This window comes from Phenylobacterium sp. RIFCSPHIGHO2_01_FULL_69_31, assembly GCF_001824475.1.
Lineage (GTDB): Bacteria > Pseudomonadota > Alphaproteobacteria > Caulobacterales > Caulobacteraceae > Phenylobacterium.
Genome location: NZ_MHXN01000006.1, coordinates 72120 through 93823, shown reverse-complemented (window position 1 = coordinate 93823; position 21704 = coordinate 72120). Strand labels below are relative to the sequence as shown.

Below are 21704 nucleotides of genomic sequence, written 5' to 3'. Positions count from 1 at the left end.
GCGAGCGCCGTTCGCCTGTTATGGTTGAGTCGGGAGGCGTATCGCCATGATCAAACTCACATCTGTCTCGTCCGGCTGGCGTCCCTCAGCCGCGCCGAATTTCAGAAGTGTTGGTACGATACCCACGGGCCGCTGGTGGCCAGCGTGGCCGAGGTCCTCCAGATCCGGCGCTACGTCCTGACTCACAGCCTGCCCGCCGACGTGAGCGCGGGCATCCGCGCCAGCCGCGAGGCGCCGCCCGACTTCGACGGCGTGGCCGAGCTGTGGTTCGACAGCCTGGAGGCCATGGCGCAGAACGGCCGCCGCCCGGAGGCCCAGGCGGCGGCCGTATTGCTGCTCGAGGACGAGAAGCGGTTCATCGACCTGTCCCGCTCACCGCTTTGGTGGGGTCAGGAACGGGTGGTGGTGGGCCAGCCTCAGCAGGCGTAGCGACGCTCGATGGTCACGCGGCGCCCGATGTAGGGATCCCAGACGCGATCGCGGGTCACGCAAGTCCGGTAGGGGCGATCATAGCGGGCGTACGGCCGGCCACCGTAATAGCTGTCGCGGTAGTAGCCGCCGCGGTAGCGCTCGTAGCGCGGGTCGTACGAATAGCCGTTGGAATAGTAGCCGCGGTTGCGGTCGCGGTTGCTGGACAGGGCCGCGCCCAGGGCCAGGCCGGCGACGCCGCCCAGGACGGCGGCGGCCACGGCGTCGTCGTTGTCCCGATGGCGGTGATGACGATAGCGGTCCGCCTGGGCGGGCGCCGCGGTCGCCAGGACGGCGCCGGCGGCGGTCACGGCGGCCAGGGCGGTAGTGATGACCTTGCGCATGAAATGCCTCCTGAATTGAAGGCACTAACGCGCGTTCACCCTGAACCGTGCCTGAACGCGCCGGTCAGCTACCGCCGTGCGGCCGCCGATTTCGCCCGGACCGGCTTGAACTCCGAGGTGGCGTTCCAATCTGGCCAGAGGCGGGAGTTGGCCAGTTCGCGGCCGGCCTCGAAGGCCAGCGTCACGTCCTGCGCCGCGCCGCGATAGTCTTGTTCCGGCGCCCAGACGTCGCAGGTCTGGTGATAGCAGCGGGCGGTGTAGTCCTCGACCCAACGATCGCCCGCCGCGCGGCCCCCGTTCACGAGGTCGGCGCCGCCGCTCATGCCCATGAACAGCACGGTCGGCACCCCTCGCTTAGCGACCGAGAAGTGATCGGCGCGGTAGAACAGCGCGCGCTCCGGTCGCGGGTCCGGCGTGATCGTCCGGCCGTGCCTGGCCGCCACCTTCGCCAGGTGGGCCTCCAATTCGTTCTGCCCGGAGCCCACCAGCACCACGTCCCGGGCCGGTCCGCCCGTTTGCAGCACGTCGTAGGTGTAGTTGGCCACCATCCGCGCCAGATCGCCCTCGTGGCGCTGGGCGTAGTATTCGCTGCCCAGCAGGCCGCGCTCCTCGGCCGTCCAGGCCGCGAAGACCACCGTGCGCTCGGGCGGGGGCCCCGCCTTGAAGGCGCGCGCCGTCTCGATCACGCCGGCGACCCCCACCGCATCGTCCACGGCGCCCGGCCGGATCACCTTGCCCGTGGGATCGGCAGGATCGACGCCGTAGGCATCCCAATGGGCGGCGTAGAGCAGGCTCTCCTGCGGACGCTTCGTACCGGTGATCTTGGCCAGCACGTTCTGGCTCTTCAGGGCCGTGAAGCTGTTGCGGTAGTCGGCCGAGAACGTCGCGCCCTTCAGCGCCACCGGCCGGAACGCTGCGGTCTTGGCGCGCGCCTTCTCCGCCTCGAAGTCCAGCCCGACGTCCTTGAACAGCTGCACCGTCAGGTCGCGCTGGATCCAGCCCTGCAGCAGCAGCTTGTCCCGCGCCGGATCGGGGCGGACCACGTCGAAGCTCTCGCCGTTCGAGGCCACGACCGTGTTCCAGCCATAGGCCGCACCGGCCGTCTCATGCACGATCAGGACGCCCAGCGCCCCGCGCCGCACGGCCTCCTCGTACTTGTAGACCCAGCGCGCGTAGAAGGTCGCCGCCTTGCCGCCGAACTTGCCGGACACCGCATCCTGCGGCGTCGCCTCGAAGTCCGGGTCGTTGATCAGGACCAGGGCGATCCTTCCCTTCAGGTCCACGCCCTTGAAGTCGTCCCAGCCGCGCTCGGGGGCCGTCACGCCATAGCCCACGAACACCAGCGGCGCGGCCTCGATCACCACCCGCTCCACCGGCCGCTGGGTCTCGATCCGCAGGTCCGTCTGCTCGTGCAGCGCCTTCGACTGTCCGGCGGCCGTCAGGGTGAAGGTTCCGCCCGGCTGGGTCTGGTAGCGCCACAGCGGCACGGCTTGGGTCCACCTCCCGTCGTCGCCGGCCGGCGTCAGGCCCAGGGCCTTGAACTGGGCGACGATGAAGTCGACCGTCTTCTGCTCCCCGGGCCCGCCCGGGCCGCGCCCGGCGTAGGCTTCGGAGGCCAGTTCGCGGGTGATGTCCGAGAGGCGCTGCGCCGAGATCTCCTGAGCGGCAGCGGTCGTGGCGAAGAATGAGGCGGCCAGGGCTAGGCCGGTAAAGGTACGCATCATACATCCTCTATAGAATGGATTGCGGCGCTTGCCTTCGGTTTGACACGATAGGCGGGTGACAAGGACAAAGCGCGGCGCTCTAAGACGCGGCGAGAGATTAGGGTGCGACGGATGGGTGTGTTCGACAATTCCATGCGCAAGATGGCTGGCCGCGACGCGCCGACGCCGGACGTGGTGAAGCCCGAGCGGCTCGCAGGCCACTACGACATCTACGAAGGCTACGACGACGACGGCCTGAGCCTGCGCGCCCTGTCTCGCCGCACCCGCCTCCGCATCGCTGCCGCCATGGACCGCGAGGCCCTGGCCATGGGGGCGGCAGGCCTGATGGTCGGCGTGGCGATCGGGGTGGCTGTGATGTGGCGGCGAGGCCGTCGCTAGGCCGCCGGCCGACTTTCCCTTGAAAAACTGAAGTTTCGCGTCGTCGCGACGCCACCGAACGCCGTCTCCTGCGTTTAGGCCCCCGAAGCGGCGGTCCGGACGGGCCGCCCCGTGCCTGCATGGGGAGAAACAGATGACCGACCTCGACACCGGCGCCACCGGAACGGCCCGCCGAAAGGACCAGGCTAAGGAACTCGTCGGCCAGGCCGGCCACGCGCTGAAGGCCGAAGCCCAGTCCTTCGCCAGCGTGGCCCAGGAGCGCGTGAAGGCCGAGGCTCAGAAGGGCACGCAGGCCGGCGCCCGGACCCTCGGCGACTTCGCCAACGCCGTTCGTCGCGCTGGCGACGAGTTGGCGGGCGCCGACCACAGCCCCGCCTCCCGGCTGGTCCAGCAGGCCGCTGACGGGCTGGAAAGCCTCTCCCGCAGCCTTGCCGACAAGGAGCCGGGCGACCTACTGAACGCCGTCCGCGACTTCGGCCGAAAGAACCCAGCGGCCTTCATCGGTGGGGCCGTCCTGGTGGGCCTCGCCGTCGGGCGGTTCGCGCGTGCGTCCGAGCCGCACGCGGCCGGAGCCGACTTCCAGCCTGAACCTCTCGAACTCGCCGAGACGGACCCCTACGCCGGCCCGCTGGCCGCACCGCAGGACGCCGGCATCGACAGCTCCATCGCCCAGAACATGGGAAGCCTGGAAGCCACGGAGCCCACGACGGAATCGTCCATCGGCCTGGCGGGTGACAGCTCCCTGGATGGCGGCCCGGACGACGGGATGTCGGGCGTCGGCGAGCAGGACGCCATCACCTCGCCGCACACCGGGGGCCGGTAGACCATGGACGGGACCTCTCCAACGCGGGAGTCTCGCGGCCTTACCGACCTGATCGGCCAGCTTGGCGTCGACCTCGCGGCTCTGGTGCGCAAGGAATCGGAGCTGGTCCGGGCCGAGCTCTCCGAGAAGCTCAACGCGGCGGGCAAGGCGGTCGCCGACATCGCGGCCGGCGGGCTGCTGCTCATCGCCGCCCTGCTGGTGCTTCTACAGGCGCTGGTGCTGGCCCTGTCCAAGTTCATGGATCCGATCTGGGCGGCGCTGATCGTCGGCCTCGCCGTGGCGGCCGTGGGCGCCCTGCTCGTCCGGGCCGGGATGAAGGCCGTCTCGCTCAGCGGAATGAAGCCTGATCGCACCGCCCGGCAGCTCAAGAAGGACGCGCAACTCATGAAGGGGACCACCCGATGACCAAGACGGCAGCCGAGCTCGAGCTCGAAGTCGAGGAAACGCGCGGGCGGATCGACCAGACGGTCGAGGCGCTCAAGGACAAGATGCAACCCCGGGAAATGTTTGACGAGGCGACGAGGATGATGGGCGGCGCGAGCAACAAGGTGCTGACGACGGCGGTGGATCAGCTTCGGGAAAACCCGATCCCCATCGCCCTGATCGGCTTGGGCGTGGCCTGGCTGGCGATCAGCCAGACCCGGCGCCAATCGGCCTCCGTCGGCTATGAGGGGTCAGGCTACTACCCCACCTACGAAGGCTACGACGAGGGCGAGAGCCTGCGCGCAAAGGTGAAGGCCAAGGCCGAAGCCGCCAAGGCGAAGCTGGCCGACAGCGCCGAGCGGGCCAAGTCCCGGCTGTCCGACGCCCAGCATCACGCCGCGGACAGCGTGTCGGGCGTCCGCGGCAAGGTCGGCGAATACGCCCACCTCGCCCAGGACAAGGCTGGCGAATACGGCCGGGCGGCGCGCCAGCGGTTCGACGATACGCTCGACACTGAGCCGCTCGTGATCGGCGCCATCGGCCTGGCCGTGGGCGCCGCCATCGGCGCGGCCCTGCCCTCCACCCCGGCCGAGCGGCGCTACTTTGGCCCCGCCCGCAGCAAGGTGGCCGACCGCGCCAAGGCCTCCCTGGACGACGTCAAGGACGTCGCGCAGCGCGCCTACGGCCAGGTGAAGGAAGAACTGCACCGTCAGACCGGGCCGGAGGGCGAAGGCGCGAGCCTGCGCGAGAAGGCCTCGGCCCTCGCCGAAGCCGGCGCCCGGACCGTGAAGGACGAACTGCAGGGCCCCGCCCACTAGGTCGGGCGACCCGCAGGACCCTCGAAGGGCGTGGACGGCAGCCGCTGTCCGCGCCCTTTTTTGTGCCTACCGGCTCGTCCGCTCCAGCAGCTGGATCAGCTCGGACGCCTTCTGCCGCTGCTGATCCTTGTCGCCCGAAACGATGGCGCCTTCGATGCAGTGGCTGAGATGCTCGCGCAGCATCTCGGTCTCGACCTTGGTCAGGGCCGCCCGCACCGCCTGGATCTGCGTCAGCACGTCGATGCAGTAGCGGTCCTCCTCGATCATCCGCGCGATCCCGCGAACCTGCCCTTCGACGCGGTTCAGGCGGTTCAGCAGGCGCGGCTTGTCTTGGCGTTCCATGAGGGGCTCCATCTGCCGACAGGATATACCCCCCATAGGTAATTGCAATATGCCCCCTTGGGGTATATGTAGCCTGGCAGGAGGCTCCCGATGTCCCACGCTTGTCACGGCCACGATCACGACCACGCGACGCCTGCGGAGAAGGTCACCGACCCGGTCTGCGGCATGACGGTGGACCCGCAGACGACCCCGCATCACGCCGACCATGACGGCCAGGCGTTCCACTTCTGCTCGGCCGGTTGCCGCACGAAGTTCGTCGCCGATCCCGTAAAGTTCCTGGCCCCGGACCGCGCGGCCTCCGCCGCTGTCCCCGGCGCGATCTACACCTGCCCCATGCATCCAGAGGTGCGCCAGGTCGGTCCCGGCGCCTGCCCGATTTGCGGCATGGCCCTGGAGCCCGAGGTGTTCTCCGCCGACGACGGCCCGAACCCCGAACTCGCCGACATGAGCCGCCGCTTCTGGATCGGTCTCGCCCTGGCGGCGCCGGTCTTCCTGCTGGAGATGGGCGGCCACCTGTTCGACCTGCACCGGTTCATGTCCCCGCAGACGTCCAACTGGATTCAGATGGCGCTGGCCACGCCCGTGGTGCTCTGGGTCGGCTGGCCGTTCTTCGACCGGGGCGCCCGCTCCCTGGTCAGCCGCAACCTCAACATGTTCACCCTGATCGCCATGGGCGTGGGGGTGGCCTACGCCTACAGCGTCGCCGCCACCCTGGCGCCCCAGGTCTTCCCGCCGGCCTTCCGCCGCCACGACGGCAGCGTGCCGATCTATTTCGAGGCGGCGGCGGTGATCACCGTGCTGGTGCTGCTGGGCCAGGTGCTGGAACTGCGCGCCCGTGAACAGACGTCCGGCGCCATTCGCGCCCTGATGGACCTCGCGCCCAAGACCGCCCGGCGCCTCCGCCACGACGGCTCGGACGAGGAGGTGACCCTCGACCTGATCCTGGCCGGCGACCGCCTGCGCGTCCGCCCCGGCGAGAAGGTCCCGGTGGACGGCGAGATCCTGGAAGGCCGTGTGGCCATCGACGAGTCCATGGTCACCGGCGAGTCCATGCCAGTCACCCGCCAGGCGGGCGACAGGGTCATCGGCGGCGCCATCAACAAGACCGGCTCCTTCGTGATGCGGGCGGACAAGGTCGGCGCCGACACCCTGCTCTCCCAGATCGTCCAGATGGTGACCCAGGCCCAGCGCAGCCGCGCGCCCATCCAGCGGATGGCGGACCGCGTGTCCGGCTGGTTCGTGCCCCTGGTGATCGCCGCGGCGGTCGCCGCCTTCGCCGCCTGGTCCGTCTTCGGTCCCGAGCCGCGCTTCAGCTTCGCCCTGGTGGCCGCCGTCTCGGTGCTGATCATCGCCTGCCCCTGCGCCCTGGGCCTGGCCACGCCCATCTCGATCATGGTGGGCGTGGGCCGGGGCGCCCAGGCCGGTGTCCTGATCAAGAACGCCGAGGCGCTGGAGCGCTTCGAGACCATCGACACGCTGGTCGTCGACAAGACCGGCACCCTCACCGAGGGTCGGCCGGCCGTCACCGCGATCCGTCCGTCCGCCGGCTTCGACGAGACCACCGTCCTGCGCCTGGCCGCCAGCCTGGAGCGCGGCAGCGAGCATCCCCTCGCCGACGCCATCGTCCGGGCGGCCAAGGACCGGTCGCTGCCCCTGTCCGAGCCGCAAGGTTTCGACTCCCCCGTGGGCAAGGGCGTCGAGGGCCGCGTCGACGACCGCGCCATCGTGCTTGGCTCGGCCGCCTTCCTGCGCGAGCGCGGGGTCGATGTCTCGGCCCTGGAACCGGAGGCCGACGGCCTGCGTGGCGAAGGCGCCACGGCCATCTTCCTGGGCGTCGACGGCCAGGCCGCGGCGATCCTGGCCATCGCCGATCCGATCAAGCAGACCAGCGCCGACGCCGTCCGCGCGCTCAAGGCCGAAGGCGTGCGCCTGGTGATGATGACCGGCGACAACCGCACCACCGCCCTGGCCGTGGCCCGCCGCCTGGGCATCGACGACGTCGAGGCCGAGGTCCTGCCGCAGGACAAGGCCGCCGTCGTGAACCGCCTCCGCGCCGAAGGCCGCAAGGTCGCCATGGCCGGCGATGGGGTCAACGACGCCCCGGCCCTGGCGGCGGCCGAGGTGGGCGTCGCCATGGGCGCCGGCGCGGACGTGGCCATCGAGAGCGCGGGGGTCACCCTGCTGAGCGGCGACCTGCAGGGCCTCGTGAAGGCGCGCCGGCTGTCGCGCGCGGTGATGCGCAACATCCGCCAGAACCTGTTCTTCGCCTTCGTCTACAACGCCGCGGGCGTGCCCATCGCGGCCGGCCTGCTCTACCCCGTCTTCGGCCTGCTGCTGTCCCCGGCCATCGCCGCGGCGGCCATGGCCCTGTCCTCGGTCAGCGTCATCGGCAACGCGCTGAGGCTCCGGGCGGTGCGGTTGTAGGTGCCGCAGCCCCGCCGGTCAGTCCGCGTCTGACTCGACCGGCGGGGCCGCCACCGGCAATGGCGGGCCGCTGAGGGCCTCCGCCAGCTTCGCCCGGTCCAGCTGGCCTTCCCAGCGCGAGACCACCAGGGTCGCCACGGCGTTGCCGATGAAGTTGGTCAGGGCCCGGCACTCGCTCATGAACCGGTCCACGCCGAGGATCAGCGCCATGCCCGCCACCGGCACGCTGGGCACGACCTGCAGCGTCGCCGCCAGGGTGATGAAGCCCGCCCCCGTCACGCCGGCGGCCCCCTTCGAACTCAGCATGGCCACGCCCAGCAGCAGAAGCTGTTCGCTGAGCGGCAGGTCGATCCCCACCGCCTGGGCGATGAACAGCGCCGCCAGCGTCATGTAGATGTTGGTGCCGTCCAGGTTGAAGCTGTAGCCGGTGGGCACGACCAGCCCGACGACGCTCTTGGCCGCACCCGCCCGCTCCATCTTCTCCAGCAGCGACGGCAGCGCCGCCTCCGAGGAGCTGGTCCCCAGCACCAGCAGCAGCTCCTCCTTGAGGTAGCGGATCAGCTTCAGGATCGAGAAGCCGTTCAGGGCCGCGATCGCCCCCAGCACCACCAGCACGAACAGGAGCGAGGTTCCGTAGAAGGTGGCCACTAGCGCCGCCAGGCTGGCGATGCTTTCGATCCCGTACTTGCCCACCGTGAAGGCGAAGGCGCCGAACGCCCCGATGGGCGCGGCGCGCATGAAGATCGCCACCAGCTTGAAGAATGCCTCGGCGGTCGCGTTCAGAACGTTTAGCACCGGCTCGCCGCGATCCCCGATCATCGCCAGCGCCAGGCCGAACGGGATCGAGAAGAACAACACCTGCAGGATGTTGCCCTCGGTGAAGGCGGTCACGACCGTCGTGGGGATTATGTCCATCAGGAAGCCGACGATGGTCATGTCGTGCGACTTGGCCGCGTAGCCCTTGACCGCTTCGGCGTCGAGCGAGGCAGGATCGATGTTCATCCCCGCGCCCGGCTGCACCACATTGGCAACGATCAGCCCCACCACCAGGGCGAAGCTCGACACCGTGAAGAAGTAGGCGAAGGCCTTGGCGGCCACGCCGCCCACCTTGCCGATGTCGCGCATGCCGGCGATCCCGGTGACCACGGTCAGGAAGATCACCGGGGCGATGATCATCTTCACCAGCTTGATGAAGGCGTCCCCGAGCGGCTTGAGCGCCTCGCCTGTGGCTGGCCAGACGTGGCCGATCACCGCCCCCAGCGCGATGGCCACGAGCACCTGCAGGTAAAGCTGCGTCCACAGCGGCCGCTTCACCGGCGCCTCGACCGTCCTGATGCCCGCCACGCGACTCCCCCTCCTGCGTCGCGGCAACCTAGCGGATGGCCGGAGCCGCGCCCACCGATCCGGAAACATCCCGGCAAAACGAGTCGCCCAGGTTTCGAAAACAGGGGATGCTCATCCCCGAAAGAGTCCGCTGCAGACGGACAAGGGATTGGGAGGACGACCATGACGACGCTGGATCGGCGCGGCCTGATGCTGGGCGGCGCGGGGCTGATGAGCCTGGCGGCAATGCCCGCCTTCGCGAAGATTTCCGTGCAATCGCCCGCCTCGGCCGGCTTCACCGCCGCGGGTGTCGCGGACCTCAACGCCCAGATGCACGCCCTGGTCGACCAGCAGAAGCTGGCCGGCGTCGTCACCCTGCTGGCCCGCAAGGGCAAGGTCGTGAACCTCGACGCCTACGGCAAACAGGACGCCTCGGCGCCCGCGCCCATGGCCGTGGACTCGATCTTCCGCATCGCTTCGATGACCAAGCCCATCGTCGGCGTCGCCATGATGCAGCTCTGGGAACAGGGCAGGTGGAAGCTGGACGATCCGGTCGCCCGGCACATCCCCGAGTTCGCGGGGCTGAAGGTCAAGACCGCCGCCGGCCTGGTCGACCAGACCCGGCCCATGACCATGGCCCAGCTCATGAGCCACACCGCCGGCTTCGGGACCAGCGGCGTCTACGAGGCGGCCAAGGTCAATCTCCGCGAGACCGACCTGCAGGGCATGGTGGACAAGCTCGCCGCCCTGCCCCTCGAGAGCCAGCCGGGCACGGACTGGGCCTATGGGCCCTGCGTCGACCTCCAGGGCTATGTCGTCCAGAAGCTGTCGGGCAAGTCGCTCGACCGCTACCTGCAGGATCACCTCTTCACGCCGTTGAAGATGCCCGACACCCAGTTCTGGGTGGACCCGGCCAAGACGGCGCGCGCGGTTCGCATCCACACCTACGACGCCGCCGGCAAGATCGTGCCGACCGAGAGCCGCATGGCCACCAGCCCGCCGCGCTTCCTGTCCGGTGGCGGCGGCCTCTGGTCCACGGCGCCCGACTACTACCGCTTCTGCCAGGCGCTGCTGCAGGGCGGGGAGCTGGACGGCGCCCGCATCCTGAAGCCCGACACGGTCAAGCTGATGCGCAAGTCGGTGCTCGAGCCCGGGGTCGGCGTCGACCTCTACGGTCCGGTGCAGAAGGGCCTGGGCTTCGGCATGGACTTCGCGGTCAACGAGCGGCCCGCCGAGAGCGGATTGCCGCACGGCCAGGACACCTATTGGTGGGGCGGGGCGTTCGGCACCTGGTTCTGGATCGATCCGGCCCACGACATCGTCTTCGTCGGCATGATCCAGAACCTCCGCGGCTCGATCCCCGGCGCCGGCACGCCGGATGTCCGCACGATCTCGCCCAAGGCGGTCTACGCCGCCCTCGCCGACCGGAAGGCCTGATCGTGCGCCGCGTCCTCGTCGCCCTGGCGCTTGCCGCCATCGCCGCCAGCGCCCAGGCGCAGCCCGCCTACAAGGCGCCCCGCAACGCATTCGGCCAGCCCGACCTGGAAGGGGTCTGGACCAACGCCTCGCTCACCGGCCTCGAGCGCCCGGCCCAGTTCAAGTCGCTGACGATCCCCGAGGCCCAGGCCCGGCAGGTCGAGCAGATGCGCGCCCGGATGATGGAGGCCCAGAGCCGGCCGACCGATCCCAACGCCCCGGCCCCCAAGGCGGGCCAGGACCCGGGCGGCTACAACGCCTTCTGGACCGACGGCGGCAGCCGCCTGGGCCGCATCAGAGGCGAGGTGCGTACCTCCTGGCTGGTCGATCCCACCGACGGCAAGCTGCCGTACCGGCCCGAGGGCTGGAAGCTGTACCAGGACACCCTCAACGCGGCCCGCAACACCTTCGACGGCCCCGAGGCGCGGCCCCTGGGCGAGCGCTGCATCCTGGGCTTCGGCTCCACCGCCGGCCCGCCGATGCTGAACGTGCTCTACAACAACCACTACCAGGTGCAGCAGGCCCGCGATCACGTGGTCATCGTGGTGGAGATGAACCACGACGCCCGCATCGTCCGCCTGGCCGACAGGCGCCGCCCGCCGGGCCACATCCGCACCTGGATGGGCGATTCCGTCGGCTGGTGGGAGGGCGACACGCTGGTCGTGGAAACCATCGGGTTCCATCCGGGCGAGAGCCTGCGGCCCTACTTCGGCTCCAGCCTTTACCTCTCGCCCGAAGCCCGCGTGGTCGAACGCTTCACCCGGGTCGCGCAGGACCAGATCCTCTATGCGTTCGAGGTCGACGACCCCAAGGTCTATTCGAAGGTCTGGAAGGCCGAGATGGCGCTCAACGCCGCGCCGGGTCCGGTCTACGAATACGCCTGCCATGAGGGGAACTACTCGCTGCCCGGCATCCTGGCCGGCGCCCGCAAGGCCGAGAGCGAGGGGCGGCGCCCGGACGCCGTCGACCTCTCCGAGTCGAGCTCAGAACCAGAGTAGGTCCACGCGCCGCCCGCCGGCGGCCAGGCCCTTTAGGCGGGCCCGCCCGTCGGCCCCGACCGAGATGATCGCATAGCCGCGCCCCGCGCCGCCGGCCGGCGCCCGCAGCAGCTCCTGAATCGCTTCGGCCTGCGTCTGGTCCGCGTGCAGCCGGTCGACGCCCAGGTGCAGCATCACCCAGGTCGCCTCGGGCGCGGGGCGGGCGTGACACTCCATGCCGCCGCGCACCGCCACCTCGCCCAGCTTCAGCGCCGCCGCCTGGCTCGCCGCCGCGCCGGTCGCCTCGTGATGATCGCCGCGCCGGGTCAGCGCTACCCAGCCATCGCCAGGGGTCGCCGCATCATGCCCGGGCGGACAAGGCGCGCCCCCCGGATATTCCGAGCGGATCTGGAACTGCACATAGTGCCCGGTCAGCAGCTCGCGCGGATCGTAGCCCGTGATCGGCAGCACCACCTCCTGGCCATTCGCGCGGGCCATCCCCTCGCGCACCACCAGCCCCACGAGGCCCAGCGCCAGCACGCTCGCGGCGGCCAGGATCCGCACCGGAACGCCGGGAACCCTCATGCCCGCGTCCTCCCGCGCATGGCCCAGGCGACGCCCAGCGCCACTAGCGCCGCCGCGCCGAACACCGCCGCGGAGGTCATCAGACCGACGCCCAGGTTGAACAGCAGGCTGGCCCCGGCTGCCAGCAGCCCCACGACGCCGGCGGCGGTGACCAGGGCGTGGCGGTCTTGCCGGCCCAGCGCCACCACGCCCGCCGACATGGCCAGCCACGTGATGGAATGGCCCACGCCCTTCAGGTCGCCGTCGAAGCCGGAGCCCCCGAACCAGAACAGCGCGCCCCACGCCAGCCATCCGTACAGCACCCCCGCGGGCGCCTCGAACCGGTCGCGCAGGAAACGCGCCGCGGCCGCCGCGGCCCCGAGCACCACCGAAGCGCCCAGGAACAGCTGCCCAGCCTCGTTCCGGAACAGTTCGCCAAAGGTCGGCACGGCAAGGATCGCCGCGATCCCCGCCACATGCGCCAGGGCCTGCGACCGCCAGGCCAGGGCCAGGCCCATGCCCAGCGGCGCCGCCACCGCCAGCCAGCCCGGCAGCCGCGGCTCATCCGCCCCGAGGCGCGGCCCGTCCTGGAAGTCGCCCAGGGCCAGCAGCACCAGGCCCACCGCCGCCGGCCAGGGCGAGCGCCCGGCCAGCGCCAGCAGCGCCGCGGCCAGGCCCGCCGCCCGCAGCGCCGCCTGCGGCTCACCAGCGATGTCGAAGATCTGGCCCGTCAGCCCGATGGCCGCAGCGAACACCAGCGCGGCCACGCTCAGCAGCACGTGGCCCGTCACCGTCCGGCCCCGCGCGCTGGCCCAGGCCGCGCCGCCCGCCGCGCCCAGGAACGCGCCGAGCACCAGCACAAACCGCGCGATGCGGGGGATCTCGCCCCAGTTGGCGGCCACGAAAGCGATGACCGCGACGCCAGCCAGCAGACCGCCGATGATCGCCAGCGCCGTGGCCGCGTCCGGGCGGCGACCCTCGCCGATGCTCTCCAGGATCGCGACGCGGCTCTCGGCCGGCACCAGGCCGCGGCCGATCCAGTCGTCCAGGTCCCGTTCCAGCCGCTGCCGGTAGCTCGCCATCGGTCCTCCGGGCCAGACAGTGGCCCAGGGTCGGCGGCGGCGCCTAGCCCCCGTGCGGGCGCCTCCTGGCCAGCGACCGTTCGGATCACGCGTTCTATTTCCAACATTCAGTATGTTCAAAAACCGCCGATATAGAACGATGGGTGCATTGACGCGGCGTCCACCATGCCGGACATTCGAATCCAAGCGCCATCAAGGCGCTATCAAAATGGGCTTGGGGGAAACGTCAGATGTTATCGAGAAAGAGCATTCTGCTGTCTTGCGTCTACGCAATGACGGCGGTCTCCAGCGCAGCGCTCGCCACGACGGCGTCGGCGCAGACCACCGAAATCGAGGAACTGGTCGTCACCGCAGAAAAGCGGGAGCAGTCGCTGCAGGACGTGCCGGTCGCCGTGTCGGCCTTCACCGACGAGCGGCGTGAGCTGGTCGGCATCAACTCCGTGGCGGACCTCACCAACTTCACGCCGGGCCTCGCCTATTCCACCAACAACGACCGCATCAACATGCGCGGCATCGGCCGCTTCACGAACAACCGCTCCTCCGAGGGCGGCGTGGCCATGTACAACGACGGCTTCTACACCTCGTCGGTGACCTCCTTCGCCCAATCCTCGCTGTTCATCGAGCGGACCGAGGCGCTGCGCGGCCCGCAGGGCACGCTCTATGGCCGCAACGCCATCGGCGGGGCGCTGAACATCGTCTCCAAGCGCCCGACCGACGACTTCTACGGCGAGGTCCGCGCGGGGTACGGCAACTACGACAACAAGCTCGCCGAGGTCGCCATATCCGGCCCGATCGCCGGCTCGGTCCGCGGTCGCCTCGCCGCCTCCTACAGCCACATCGGCAAGGGCGTGTTCGAGAACCTGAACCCGAACGGCGAGGACGAAGGCAACCGCGGCGCCGTCTGGACGGTGGAAGCCCAGCTCGACGGCGGCCTGGCAGACGACAAGCTGGAATGGTGGTTCAAGGCTTCGACGACGGAGTGGCACACCCTGGGCCGCGGACCCGGTGGCCGCACCACGGCGATCTACGGCCTGCGCGACGTGACCACGCCGTTCCAGGCGGCCCTGACGCCCAACGCCGGTGGCTTCGGCCTCAGCCCGTCCATCGCCGGCAACACATGCCAGTTCTGCTTCGACACCGACGACGGCAACTACATCAACCTCGAGAGCAACACCTACACGCTCGAGGCCGTGCTGCACCTCGACAAGATCGACGTGAAGTACGTGGGCGGCATGACCTACTACGACTACCGCCTCCAGACCGACCTGGACGGCACGTCGCGGCAGACGCCGTTCTTCCTGCCGGGCGTCCCGGCCCGGCCCTACTACCCCCGCCGGAACAACCAGTACCAGGAAGAGGTCTGGTGGTTCTCCAACGAGCTGAACTTCACCTCGACCTACGACGGGCCAGTGCAGTGGCTGATCGGCCTCTACCAGTTCCGCGAGGGCTCGAACTACACCCTCTCCGACGCGCGCTACGCCGACAACGCCGGCTTCGAGAACCCCACCCTGTTCTCCACCAACCCGGCCACCCAGCTCGTCGCCGCGGCGCCGAACCCCGAGCGGCGGTACGCCTACGGCTCGTCCGAGAACGTCAGCGAATCCTACGCAACCTTCGGCCAGGTCGACTGGCAGGCGACCGAGACCCTGAAGGTCACCGCGGGCCTGCGCTATACCTACGACAAGAAGCGCTCCTTCGAGAGCGCCCGGCTCCTCTGCCTCTACACCGCCACCTGCCCGATCTCGCGGATCACCGGCCGGGCGGTCGACGTCACCGCCGTCGCGGCCCCAGGCACGAGCACCGACCCGGCGGTCTACCTGCCGGCCTATACCGATCCCACCACCGGCCTGCGCCACCGCGGCCTGCGGGAGAGCTGGAGCGCCGTGTCCGGCACCCTCGGCGTCGACTGGAAGCCCGACGCCGACACCCTCGTCTACGCCAAGTACACCCGTGGCTATAAGGCCGGGGGCTTCAACTCGGGCACGACCACTCTGCAGTCCAACGTCAGCACCGACAAGGAGACGATCGACGCCTACGAGGTGGGGGCGAAGAAGACGTTCGGCGGCCGCTTCCAGGCCAACGCCTCGGCCTTCTGGTACAACTACCAGGACATCCAGGTGCCGATCTCGGGCCTGAACCCGGTGACCAGCACCAACGTCAACTCGTTCTTCAACCTGCCCAAGGCCCGCGTGCTCGGCTTCGAGGTCGAGACGATCTGGCAGCCGATCGACAACCTGCAGATCCTGGCGAACTACTCGTACCTGAACGCCGAGCTGCGCGAGGCCTGCTGCTTCCAGGACTCCGAGGACCCGCGCGGCCTGGTGCCGGGCGCCAACCTCGCGGGCAACACGCCGGCCCAGCTGGCGAACCCGACGGCGGCGCTCAACCAGGACCTCAAGGGCCAGAAGCTGCCGTCGTCGACGCCGCACCGCTTCACGATCAACGGCAACTACACCTGGGAGCTGGAGCCGGGGAACCTCTCGGCCTCGCTGACCTACGTCTGGCGGGATGCGACCTACTATTCGATCTTCAACCGCTACTACAACCGGGTGAAGGCCTACGACCAGGTCGACGCGCGCCTGCTGTTCAGCGACCGCGACGATAAGTGGACCGTGATCGGATACATGAAGAACGTCTTCGATTCCCGTGGGTCGGCCGGCGTCACCTCCACGCGCATCAACACCGGCCCAAACACCGGCTACGTGAACCAGACGGTGTCCTATATTCCGCCGCGCACCTACGGCATCGAGCTCCAGCGGCGCTTCTAGCCGCCGGCCTCACCGCCACGCGAACGCCCCGGCCTTCGCCGGGGCGTTTTGCGTTGGACCCTGAAACAACCGCGTAACGGCGTCGCAACATTGCGGCCTCGCAGGCTCCCTACCCCTCGGCCACCGCACGGCATCAACGAGGGACGCATGCACGACGACGACGATCACCACCGTGGCCTGGCTTTCGACCTCCAGGCTCTGGAACGGCAGATGATGGCGCGGCGACGGATGCTTGGCCTGCTCGCCGTCGGCGGCAGCGCCGTCCTGCTCGACGCCTGCGGCGGCTCGGGCGACTCCGCCACCACCTCGGCGTCCGCGTCCACGACGACGACGACCACCACGACGACCACGGGAACCGGGACCACCGGCACGGGCGCGACCGGCACGGGCAGCTCCACCTGCAGCGCGACACCGACCGAGACCAACGGCCCCTACCCGGCCGACGGCTCCAACATGGCCAACGGCGTGCTCTCCAACATCCTGACCACCAGCGGCGTGGTTCGCAGCGACATCCGCTCCAGTTTCGCCGGCCTCTCCGGGACGGCGGCGGGCGTGCAGCTGACCCTGACCATCAACCTGGTGAACACCAACGCCGCGTGCGCCGCCCTTGCCGACTACGCCATCTACCTGTGGCACGCGGACCAGAACGGCCAGTATTCGATCTACGACCTGCCGCAGCAGAACTACCTGCGCGGCGTCCAGGCCACCGACGCGAACGGCCAGGCCACCTTCACCACCATCTTCCCCGGTTGCTATGCGGGCCGCTATCCGCACATCCACTTCGAGGTCTATCGCTCGCTGAACACGGCCACGGCCTACGCCAACCGGCTGCTGGTCTCGCAGTTCGCCATGCCGTCCGCGGCCTGCACCGCCGTCTATGCGGCCGGCGGCTATCCGAACAGCGCCTCGCGCTTCGCGCAGACCAGCACGAGCGGCGACAACGTCTTCGGCGACAACACAACAGCCCAGATCGCGGCCATGACCCCCGCGCTCAGCGGCAGCCCCATCGCGGGCTACAGCGGCTCGGTCACCGTGGGCCTGGCCGTCTGATCCCTTAGCGGCAGCCTGCGATCACGCGTTCCAGGTCCTGCAGCCGTTCCATGCGCAGGATCCGCCCGGCCGCCATCAGTTGGTAGCGGTCGGCCGCGCCCGGGGCGGCCCGTAGCGCGCCATCGGTGTCGGGATAGCGCGGCGGCGGCGGCAGGTTCCGCGGCACGCAGCTCTTGGGCGGGGGAGGGGGCGGCGCCGGAGGCGGCGGAGGCGGCGGCGGTTTCGGCAATGGAATCACGGGCACGACCACAGGGGCCGGCGCCACGGGTTTGGGCTTCTCCTTGCGCAGGCTCTGGCAGCCGGCCAGGGCTACGGCGGCCGCCATCAGCGCCACGGTCGTCGTTTTCATGCGGCTCACTTCTTGAGATTCGACAGGACGGCCTGGTCGGCGCTTTCCATGCGGGCGCAGGCGTCGATGCCCTCGGGCTGCTGCTCCAGAAGCCTTCGCGCGCCCTCCGGCGTGGGCCCCCGCGCCGCGAACTCCGCCTCGGTCTTGACCTCGCGCGCCTGGCCGGCGGCCTGGCACGACGCCAGCTCCATCCGGAAACTGGCCTCGGCCTTCTCGGATGCGCGCGTCAGCTCGGCGATGCGCGCCTCGTAGCGCTCGCGTTCCGCCACCCATGAGGTGGACGTGATGCCAAGCAACACGCCCAACGCGATCGCCACGGCGATCGCGATCAGGCCCGTCGCCGGGCTCACAAGGATCTGTCTCAGTCCTGCCAGCATGCTCCGTCCTCAACCCGGCTGCCCCCATCAAGCAGCGTCGCTGTGGCCATTTCACGGCTGATAGAACCCGAGCCGCGTCCCCGCGTGGCCGGATCGTGCGTCACCATAGCACAGGCCATGGTTTTTATTTCGTGACTTGAAACCGAACCGCAGACGGACCCCGCTTGGAACATCGGCGCTGGCGACCCATTGTAGAGCTCATGGGAAAATGGATCGCCATTCTGCTCGCCGCCATGGTCGGCCTCGCCATCCTCGGCTTCCTCGTGGACGCCGCGCGGGTGATCGCCGGCGTGCTCTTCGTCGGCTGCCTGATCGTTCTCGCCTTCCGCTTCTTCACGCGCGCGAAGGACTGACTGACCTCTTTCCCACCGGAAGTGCGGGATCTCAGCCCGGCCGGGACGGCCGGACGAAGCAGCCGCGGCCCTCGGCCTTGAGGCTCGCGCAGAAGCGCGCGGCCTCGGCGCTGTCCGCGAAGCCGCCCACCACGGCGCGCCTCCACAGCTTGCCGTCCACGCTCGCCGCCTCCACCCACGCTTCACGGCCGCCCAGGCGGGCCTGCATCGCGCTTAACAGCCCGCGCGCCTCGGCCTCGGAGGTAGTGGCGCCCACCTGCACCACCGTGCCCACCCGGGACCGCGGCGACGACGCCTTGGCCGGGGGCGCGGGCGTCTTGGCCGCAGCCGTCGGGGCCGGCGCGGCAGTCGCAACAGGCGGATCCGCCTGCGCCACCGTCACCGCCGCGGCGTGGAACGGACCCTTGAAGTCCTTCTCGCAGGCAGCGCGCCACGCCGCCTCCAGCGCGGTGCCCGGCTCGGGCGTCCGCCAGCTCGTTTCCGAGACCCGCAGCGTTCGGCGCTCGCCGAGCAGGTTCCGCTCCGCATAGCCGGTGGTCTCGCCGAGCCGGACCTTGCGGCTTTCGCAGTCGGCGTTGAGCGACACGTGCCACGACAAGGCGCCGGTATGGGCATAGGCCTCCGCGCTCATCGCCTCGGCACGGACCACGACCCGCGGGCTCGTGCCCGGGGCCGCCGGGAACGTCGACACCACCGAGGTCAGCGCCTGCGGCGTCACCGCCACCACCCGGTCCGCCAGGATGTCGGTTTCGCGCTGCATCCAGGCTAGCAGCGGCCCCCGGTCGAGGGACGCGGGGAACACCGGCGCATTCTGTGAGGCCGCCGAGCCTGCGCCCGCCAGCCAAACGAACCCCACGACGCCGACGCCCCTGCCCCACATCACTGAATCCCCTGCCCCTGTTCGGCGGCAAACTGTTCGCGAACCGCGCCGGACGCAAGCGGGGCAAATTCGCCGAACACGGATCTCGAAACTAGAGGCCCACCGGAGTCCTTGGGCCCCTCCACCCCCAAAATGAGTAGGGTAAACGGCCCGCTGGCCGCGCGGGCAGCCGTTGGGGCTCGAATCGGCTGAGTTTGGTTAGCAGTTGCACAGCACGCACTCGGTACTCGCGACGAAGCGGTCTCTCCCCACCGTTTCGCGCCTCGGGATATCAGGACGTGGGCAAAGGCTCTGACAGGACGTATCGCAGTCTGCGCGGTCTGGAAAAGACGGCGTCGACCAGCCGTGTGCTGAATCTTGCGGCGCTCTCGGCCCGCAACGCCAACAATCCCGACCACGAGAAAGCCCCCTTCTTCGTCGCCTCCAGCCTCAACGGCGCGGTGATCGTGCGCCACCGGCTGCGCGACCAGGAGCGCGAGGCGTTCGACCGCATCCGCTACACCGCCACCAAGCTGATCATCCCGTTCGAACGGTCCGACCTGGGCCTCGGCGGGCGTTCGGTGTTCGTGTCGGAGACCGGTTGGCTGGACGCCTTCGAGGAGCTGCGCGGCGAGGCGCCGGACTTCGGCCGCGACGTGGCCGTTCTCGAGGCCATCGACGAGCTTCCCTCACTCGACCCGTTCCTGCTGCGCGAGCACATGAAGCGGCGCGGCTTCGACATCAGCCCCAGCCACTTCGAGATCTCCGCCCCCGACCTTGCCCGCATGCAGCGCTTCGTCGGCGCCGAGATCGCCAAGCTGATCGAGCTCGCCTACCGCGACTCCGAGGGGCAGGAGGGCAATATCGCGCGCCTCGTGGAGGCCCTGCTCTCGGCCAAGACCGACGACCGCCTGGAGCCGCTGCGCCTCACGCTCCGGCTGGAGAAGGAGAACTACAAGGAGGGGATCTTCGCCTGGAAGGGCTTCCTCTACTACAAGTGGGTCCTCAACACGCTGTGGGGAAACCTGCGCGACGTGTTCAGCGAACTGGGCCGCGTCCGGGTCATCGGCCCGATCGATTCCGAGACGGCCCACGAGCTCGAGGCCCTCAAGAACCGCCTGCGCCAGAAGATGGAGCGGCAAGTGAAGTCCGTCATGAGCCACCTGGGCGTCTACGACGAGGTGTTCTCCCAGCTCACCGTCGACGGCAACGCCCTGGCCTTCCGCGACTTCCTGCTGAAGTCGCCCGAGATGTTCCTGTCCCTGGGCGACGGCTGCGGCCTCGTCAGCCACATCGCCACCTACTGGCGCTACCAGTTTCCGCGCGGCAAGCCGCTGGCCGCCAACGTGATCCAGCTCGTGGACACGCTGCAGGACTTCGAGCTCAGCCTCGGGACGGACATGCACGAGAGCCAGGCGGCCTGAGCTAGCGGTCCAGCGTCGCTTCGACCACGCAGGTCACGCCCTGCGGCAGGAACTCCAGCCGGACGCGCCCGCCCAACTCCTCCGACAGCCCCTGCTCCAGCAGGCGCGCTCCGAACCCCCGGTGCAGCGGCGCCGACACCGGCGGGCCGCCGATCTCGCGCCAGGTCAGCTCCAGCTTGGGGCCCACGGCCGTCCAGCGGACCTCCACCCGGCCGGCGTCCGTCGACAGCGCTCCGTACTTCACCGCGTTGGTCGCCAGCTCGTGCATGGCCAGGCTCAGCGCCACCGCCGCCTTCGGCTCGAGGTCGAGCGCGGGCCCCTCGGCCGTCAGCCGGCCGTCCCCCGCGTGATGCGGCGCGAAGGCGCCGGCGACGATGCTGGCGATGGGCGCCGCCTCCCAGCTCTGCCGTGTCAGCACGTCGTGCGCGGCCGCCAGGGCGGCGAGCCGGCCCTCGAACGACTCGACGGCGCTACGCGGCGCCCCGCTATGCCGGAACGATTGCCAGGCGATCCCCTGGACGATCGCCAGGGTGTTCTTCACCCGGTGGTTCAGCTCGTTGATCAGCAGCCGCTGGCGCTGTTCGGCCATCTTGCGGTCTGTGACGTCCATGTTGGTGCCGACCATCCGGTAGGGCGTCCCGTCCGGCAGGTAGACGAAACGCGCCGCGCCCTCCACCCAGCGCACCGCCCCGTCCGGCCGGTGGATGCGGAACTCGAACGACAGGGTCGGCTCGCGCGCCGCCATGGCCGCCGACATTCGGGCCTCCATCGGCTCCAGGTCCTCGGGCAGCACCTGCTTGCGCCAGTCGGCGAGATCGCCGCCGAAGCTGCCGGGCGGCAGGCCGAACAGCGCCTCCTCCTCGCGGTTCCAGACGATCTTTCCGCTGGGGACATGCCAGTCGAAGATGCCGATGCCGTGCGCCTCCACCGCCAGGTCCAGGCGATGCTGGCTGCGCCGCATGGCGCGCTCGGCGTCGGCCCGCTCGGTGATGTCATTGATCGCCACGCCGACGCCGTCCTGGCCCAGCGGCGAGACCCGCACCTCCACCGTCCGCCCGGCGCGCAGCGCCGACGGCGCGGTCAGCCGCCCGGGCTTGCGCTCGCCCATGGCCGCCTCCAGCAGCCGCCCGAACTCAGTGCCCCGGCCCTCGGGGAACAGCTCCCAGAAGTCGCGCCCCAGGATGTCGCCCTGGGTCATGCCGAAGAACTCCTCGGCCGCCCGGTTGAAGAGCACCATCCGCCAGTCGCGGTCCATGGCGTAGTAGACGTCGCTGATGCTCTCCAGCACCGCCGCCAGCCGCGAGTCGGCCTCCGGATCTGGCTTGGCTTTCTTCAACGTTTTCCCACACCTGAACGAC

At 69.9% G+C, this 21704-nt stretch carries 22 protein-coding genes; 12 read left to right on the top strand and 10 right to left on the bottom strand.

All coding sequences use genetic code 11. The annotated features are described in order from the left end of the window. The first annotated feature begins 24 nt into the window (after positions 1–24). Positions 25–429 carry an EthD domain-containing protein gene (locus A2790_RS03260; protein ID WP_293387539.1) on the top strand — a complete coding sequence of 135 codons (405 nt, stop codon included), beginning with the start codon at positions 25–27 and terminating at the stop codon, positions 427–429. On the opposite strand, the gene A2790_RS03255 is transcribed toward A2790_RS03260, so the two are convergent. After that, positions 417–812 (bottom strand): hypothetical protein, encoded by a 396-nt coding sequence (locus A2790_RS03255; RefSeq protein WP_293387537.1) that lies wholly within the window; start codon positions 810–812, stop codon positions 417–419. The two genes, A2790_RS03260 and A2790_RS03255, sit on opposite strands and share 13 nt — an antisense overlap. Before the next feature lie 68 nt (positions 813–880). Next, positions 881–2533, bottom strand: a complete 1653-nt coding sequence (locus A2790_RS03250) for a M20/M25/M40 family metallo-hydrolase (RefSeq protein WP_293387535.1) — start codon at positions 2531–2533, stop codon at positions 881–883. A 114-nt stretch (positions 2534–2647) separates the two neighbouring features. On the opposite strand from A2790_RS03250, the gene A2790_RS03245 reads away from it, so the two are divergent. The 4 genes from A2790_RS03245 (at position 2648) to A2790_RS03230 (ending at position 4978) form a co-directional block, all read left to right on the top strand. After that, positions 2648–2914, top strand: coding sequence for a hypothetical protein (locus A2790_RS03245; RefSeq protein WP_293387533.1), 267 nt, complete (start codon positions 2648–2650; stop codon positions 2912–2914). A gap of 133 nt (positions 2915–3047) precedes the next feature. Continuing rightward, complete coding sequence (locus A2790_RS03240; protein ID WP_293387531.1) at positions 3048–3737, top strand: hypothetical protein; 690 nt, start codon at positions 3048–3050, stop codon at positions 3735–3737. A gap of 3 nt (positions 3738–3740) precedes the next feature. Next, on the top strand, positions 3741–4142 hold the full coding sequence (locus A2790_RS03235) for a phage holin family protein (protein ID WP_293387529.1): 402 nt from the start codon (positions 3741–3743) through the stop codon (positions 4140–4142). After that, a complete protein-coding gene (locus A2790_RS03230; protein ID WP_293387527.1) occupies positions 4139–4978 on the top strand; it encodes a DUF3618 domain-containing protein in 840 nt (279 codons plus the stop codon). Before A2790_RS03235 ends, A2790_RS03230 begins: the two co-directional genes overlap by 4 nt. 66 nt (positions 4979–5044) lie before the next feature. Here A2790_RS03230 and A2790_RS03225 read toward each other — a convergent pair whose 3' ends face one another. Further along, positions 5045–5320: a metal-sensitive transcriptional regulator gene (locus tag A2790_RS03225; protein ID WP_293387525.1), complete on the bottom strand. Its 276-nt coding sequence runs from the start codon at positions 5318–5320 to the stop codon at positions 5045–5047. Positions 5321–5410: 90 nt separating this feature from the next. Here A2790_RS03225 and A2790_RS03220 point away from each other — a divergent pair, with 90 nt between their 5' ends. Next, entirely contained in the window at positions 5411–7744 is a 2334-nt protein-coding gene (locus tag A2790_RS03220) for a heavy metal translocating P-type ATPase (protein ID WP_293387523.1), read from the top strand. A gap of 18 nt (positions 7745–7762) precedes the next feature. Here A2790_RS03220 and A2790_RS03215 read toward each other — a convergent pair whose 3' ends face one another. After that, positions 7763–9079 (bottom strand): dicarboxylate/amino acid:cation symporter, encoded by a 1317-nt coding sequence (locus tag A2790_RS03215; protein WP_293387723.1) that lies wholly within the window; start codon positions 9077–9079, stop codon positions 7763–7765. Positions 9080–9250: 171 nt separating this feature from the next. Between A2790_RS03215 and A2790_RS03210 the strand changes: the two genes are divergently transcribed. Both A2790_RS03210 and A2790_RS03205 read left to right on the top strand, forming a co-directional pair. Beyond that, entirely contained in the window at positions 9251–10504 is a 1254-nt protein-coding gene (locus A2790_RS03210) for a serine hydrolase domain-containing protein (RefSeq protein WP_293387521.1), read from the top strand. Between the two features lie 2 nt (positions 10505–10506). Beyond that, positions 10507–11541 (top strand): hypothetical protein, encoded by a 1035-nt coding sequence (locus A2790_RS03205; protein ID WP_293387519.1) that lies wholly within the window; start codon positions 10507–10509, stop codon positions 11539–11541. Here A2790_RS03205 and A2790_RS03200 read toward each other — a convergent pair. Beyond that, on the bottom strand, positions 11527–12105 hold the full coding sequence (locus A2790_RS03200) for a GDYXXLXY domain-containing protein (protein ID WP_293387517.1): 579 nt from the start codon (positions 12103–12105) through the stop codon (positions 11527–11529). The two genes, A2790_RS03205 and A2790_RS03200, sit on opposite strands and share 15 nt — an antisense overlap. Next, positions 12102–13166, bottom strand: a complete 1065-nt coding sequence (locus A2790_RS03195; RefSeq protein ID WP_293387515.1) for a DUF2157 domain-containing protein — start codon at positions 13164–13166, stop codon at positions 12102–12104. Before A2790_RS03195 ends, A2790_RS03200 begins: the two co-directional genes overlap by 4 nt. Positions 13167–13438: 272 nt before the next feature. On the opposite strand from A2790_RS03195, the gene A2790_RS03190 reads away from it, so the two are divergent. Continuing rightward, positions 13439–15934 (top strand): TonB-dependent receptor, encoded by a 2496-nt coding sequence (locus A2790_RS03190; RefSeq protein WP_293387513.1) that lies wholly within the window; start codon positions 13439–13441, stop codon positions 15932–15934. Between the two features lie 147 nt (positions 15935–16081). Then, a complete protein-coding gene (locus A2790_RS03185) occupies positions 16082–16984 on the top strand; it encodes an intradiol ring-cleavage dioxygenase (RefSeq protein ID WP_293387511.1) in 903 nt (300 codons plus the stop codon). Positions 16985–16988: 4 nt separating this feature from the next. Here the strand turns inward: A2790_RS03185 and A2790_RS03180 are convergent, their stop codons facing one another. Both A2790_RS03180 and A2790_RS03175 read right to left on the bottom strand, forming a co-directional pair. After that, positions 16989–17333 carry a hypothetical protein gene (locus A2790_RS03180; protein WP_293387509.1) on the bottom strand — a complete coding sequence of 115 codons (345 nt, stop codon included), beginning with the start codon at positions 17331–17333 and terminating at the stop codon, positions 16989–16991. 5 nt (positions 17334–17338) lie between these two features. Continuing rightward, positions 17339–17710: a hypothetical protein gene (locus tag A2790_RS03175; RefSeq protein ID WP_293387507.1), complete on the bottom strand. Its 372-nt coding sequence runs from the start codon at positions 17708–17710 to the stop codon at positions 17339–17341. Positions 17711–17910: 200 nt separating this feature from the next. Here A2790_RS03175 and A2790_RS03170 point away from each other — a divergent pair, with 200 nt between their 5' ends. Beyond that, positions 17911–18063, top strand: coding sequence for a hypothetical protein (locus A2790_RS03170; protein WP_293387505.1), 153 nt, complete (start codon positions 17911–17913; stop codon positions 18061–18063). A 31-nt stretch (positions 18064–18094) separates the two neighbouring features. Here the strand turns inward: A2790_RS03170 and A2790_RS03165 are convergent, their stop codons facing one another. Next, positions 18095–18943, bottom strand: coding sequence for an SPOR domain-containing protein (locus A2790_RS03165; RefSeq protein WP_293387503.1), 849 nt, complete (start codon positions 18941–18943; stop codon positions 18095–18097). 347 nt (positions 18944–19290) lie between these two features. Between A2790_RS03165 and A2790_RS03160 the strand changes: the two genes are divergently transcribed. After that, positions 19291–20346 carry a hypothetical protein gene (locus tag A2790_RS03160; protein WP_293387501.1) on the top strand — a complete coding sequence of 352 codons (1056 nt, stop codon included), beginning with the start codon at positions 19291–19293 and terminating at the stop codon, positions 20344–20346. A gap of 1 nt (position 20347) precedes the next feature. Here the strand turns inward: A2790_RS03160 and A2790_RS03155 are convergent, their stop codons facing one another. Beyond that, positions 20348–21682, bottom strand: a complete 1335-nt coding sequence (locus A2790_RS03155; protein WP_293387499.1) for an HWE histidine kinase domain-containing protein — start codon at positions 21680–21682, stop codon at positions 20348–20350. Positions 21683–21704 lie beyond the last annotated feature (22 nt).

What these genes read in the sequence shown, in the direction of transcription:
- A2790_RS03175 (WP_293387507.1), bottom strand. Translation starts at nt 17,710, where the DNA reads ATGCTGGCAGGACTGAGACAGATCCTTGTGAGCCCGGCGACGGGCCTG.
- A2790_RS03225 (WP_293387525.1), bottom strand. Translation starts at nt 5,320, where the DNA reads ATGGAACGCCAAGACAAGCCGCGCCTGCTGAACCGCCTGAACCGCGTC.
- A2790_RS03185 (WP_293387511.1), top strand. Translation starts at nt 16,082, where the DNA reads ATGCACGACGACGACGATCACCACCGTGGCCTGGCTTTCGACCTCCAG.
- A2790_RS03250 (WP_293387535.1), bottom strand. Translation starts at nt 2,533, where the DNA reads ATGCGTACCTTTACCGGCCTAGCCCTGGCCGCCTCATTCTTCGCCACG.
- A2790_RS03190 (WP_293387513.1), top strand. Translation starts at nt 13,439, where the DNA reads ATGACGGCGGTCTCCAGCGCAGCGCTCGCCACGACGGCGTCGGCGCAG.
- A2790_RS03170 (WP_293387505.1), top strand. Translation starts at nt 17,911, where the DNA reads ATGGGAAAATGGATCGCCATTCTGCTCGCCGCCATGGTCGGCCTCGCC.
- A2790_RS03165 (WP_293387503.1), bottom strand. Translation starts at nt 18,943, where the DNA reads ATGTGGGGCAGGGGCGTCGGCGTCGTGGGGTTCGTTTGGCTGGCGGGC.
- A2790_RS03195 (WP_293387515.1), bottom strand. Translation starts at nt 13,166, where the DNA reads ATGGCGAGCTACCGGCAGCGGCTGGAACGGGACCTGGACGACTGGATC.
- A2790_RS03210 (WP_293387521.1), top strand. Translation starts at nt 9,251, where the DNA reads ATGACGACGCTGGATCGGCGCGGCCTGATGCTGGGCGGCGCGGGGCTG.
- A2790_RS03220 (WP_293387523.1), top strand. Translation starts at nt 5,411, where the DNA reads ATGTCCCACGCTTGTCACGGCCACGATCACGACCACGCGACGCCTGCG.
- A2790_RS03230 (WP_293387527.1), top strand. Translation starts at nt 4,139, where the DNA reads ATGACCAAGACGGCAGCCGAGCTCGAGCTCGAAGTCGAGGAAACGCGC.
- A2790_RS03245 (WP_293387533.1), top strand. Translation starts at nt 2,648, where the DNA reads ATGGGTGTGTTCGACAATTCCATGCGCAAGATGGCTGGCCGCGACGCG.
- A2790_RS03255 (WP_293387537.1), bottom strand. Translation starts at nt 812, where the DNA reads ATGCGCAAGGTCATCACTACCGCCCTGGCCGCCGTGACCGCCGCCGGC.
- A2790_RS03235 (WP_293387529.1), top strand. Translation starts at nt 3,741, where the DNA reads ATGGACGGGACCTCTCCAACGCGGGAGTCTCGCGGCCTTACCGACCTG.
- A2790_RS03180 (WP_293387509.1), bottom strand. Translation starts at nt 17,333, where the DNA reads ATGAAAACGACGACCGTGGCGCTGATGGCGGCCGCCGTAGCCCTGGCC.
- A2790_RS03240 (WP_293387531.1), top strand. Translation starts at nt 3,048, where the DNA reads ATGACCGACCTCGACACCGGCGCCACCGGAACGGCCCGCCGAAAGGAC.
- A2790_RS03200 (WP_293387517.1), bottom strand. Translation starts at nt 12,105, where the DNA reads ATGAGGGTTCCCGGCGTTCCGGTGCGGATCCTGGCCGCCGCGAGCGTG.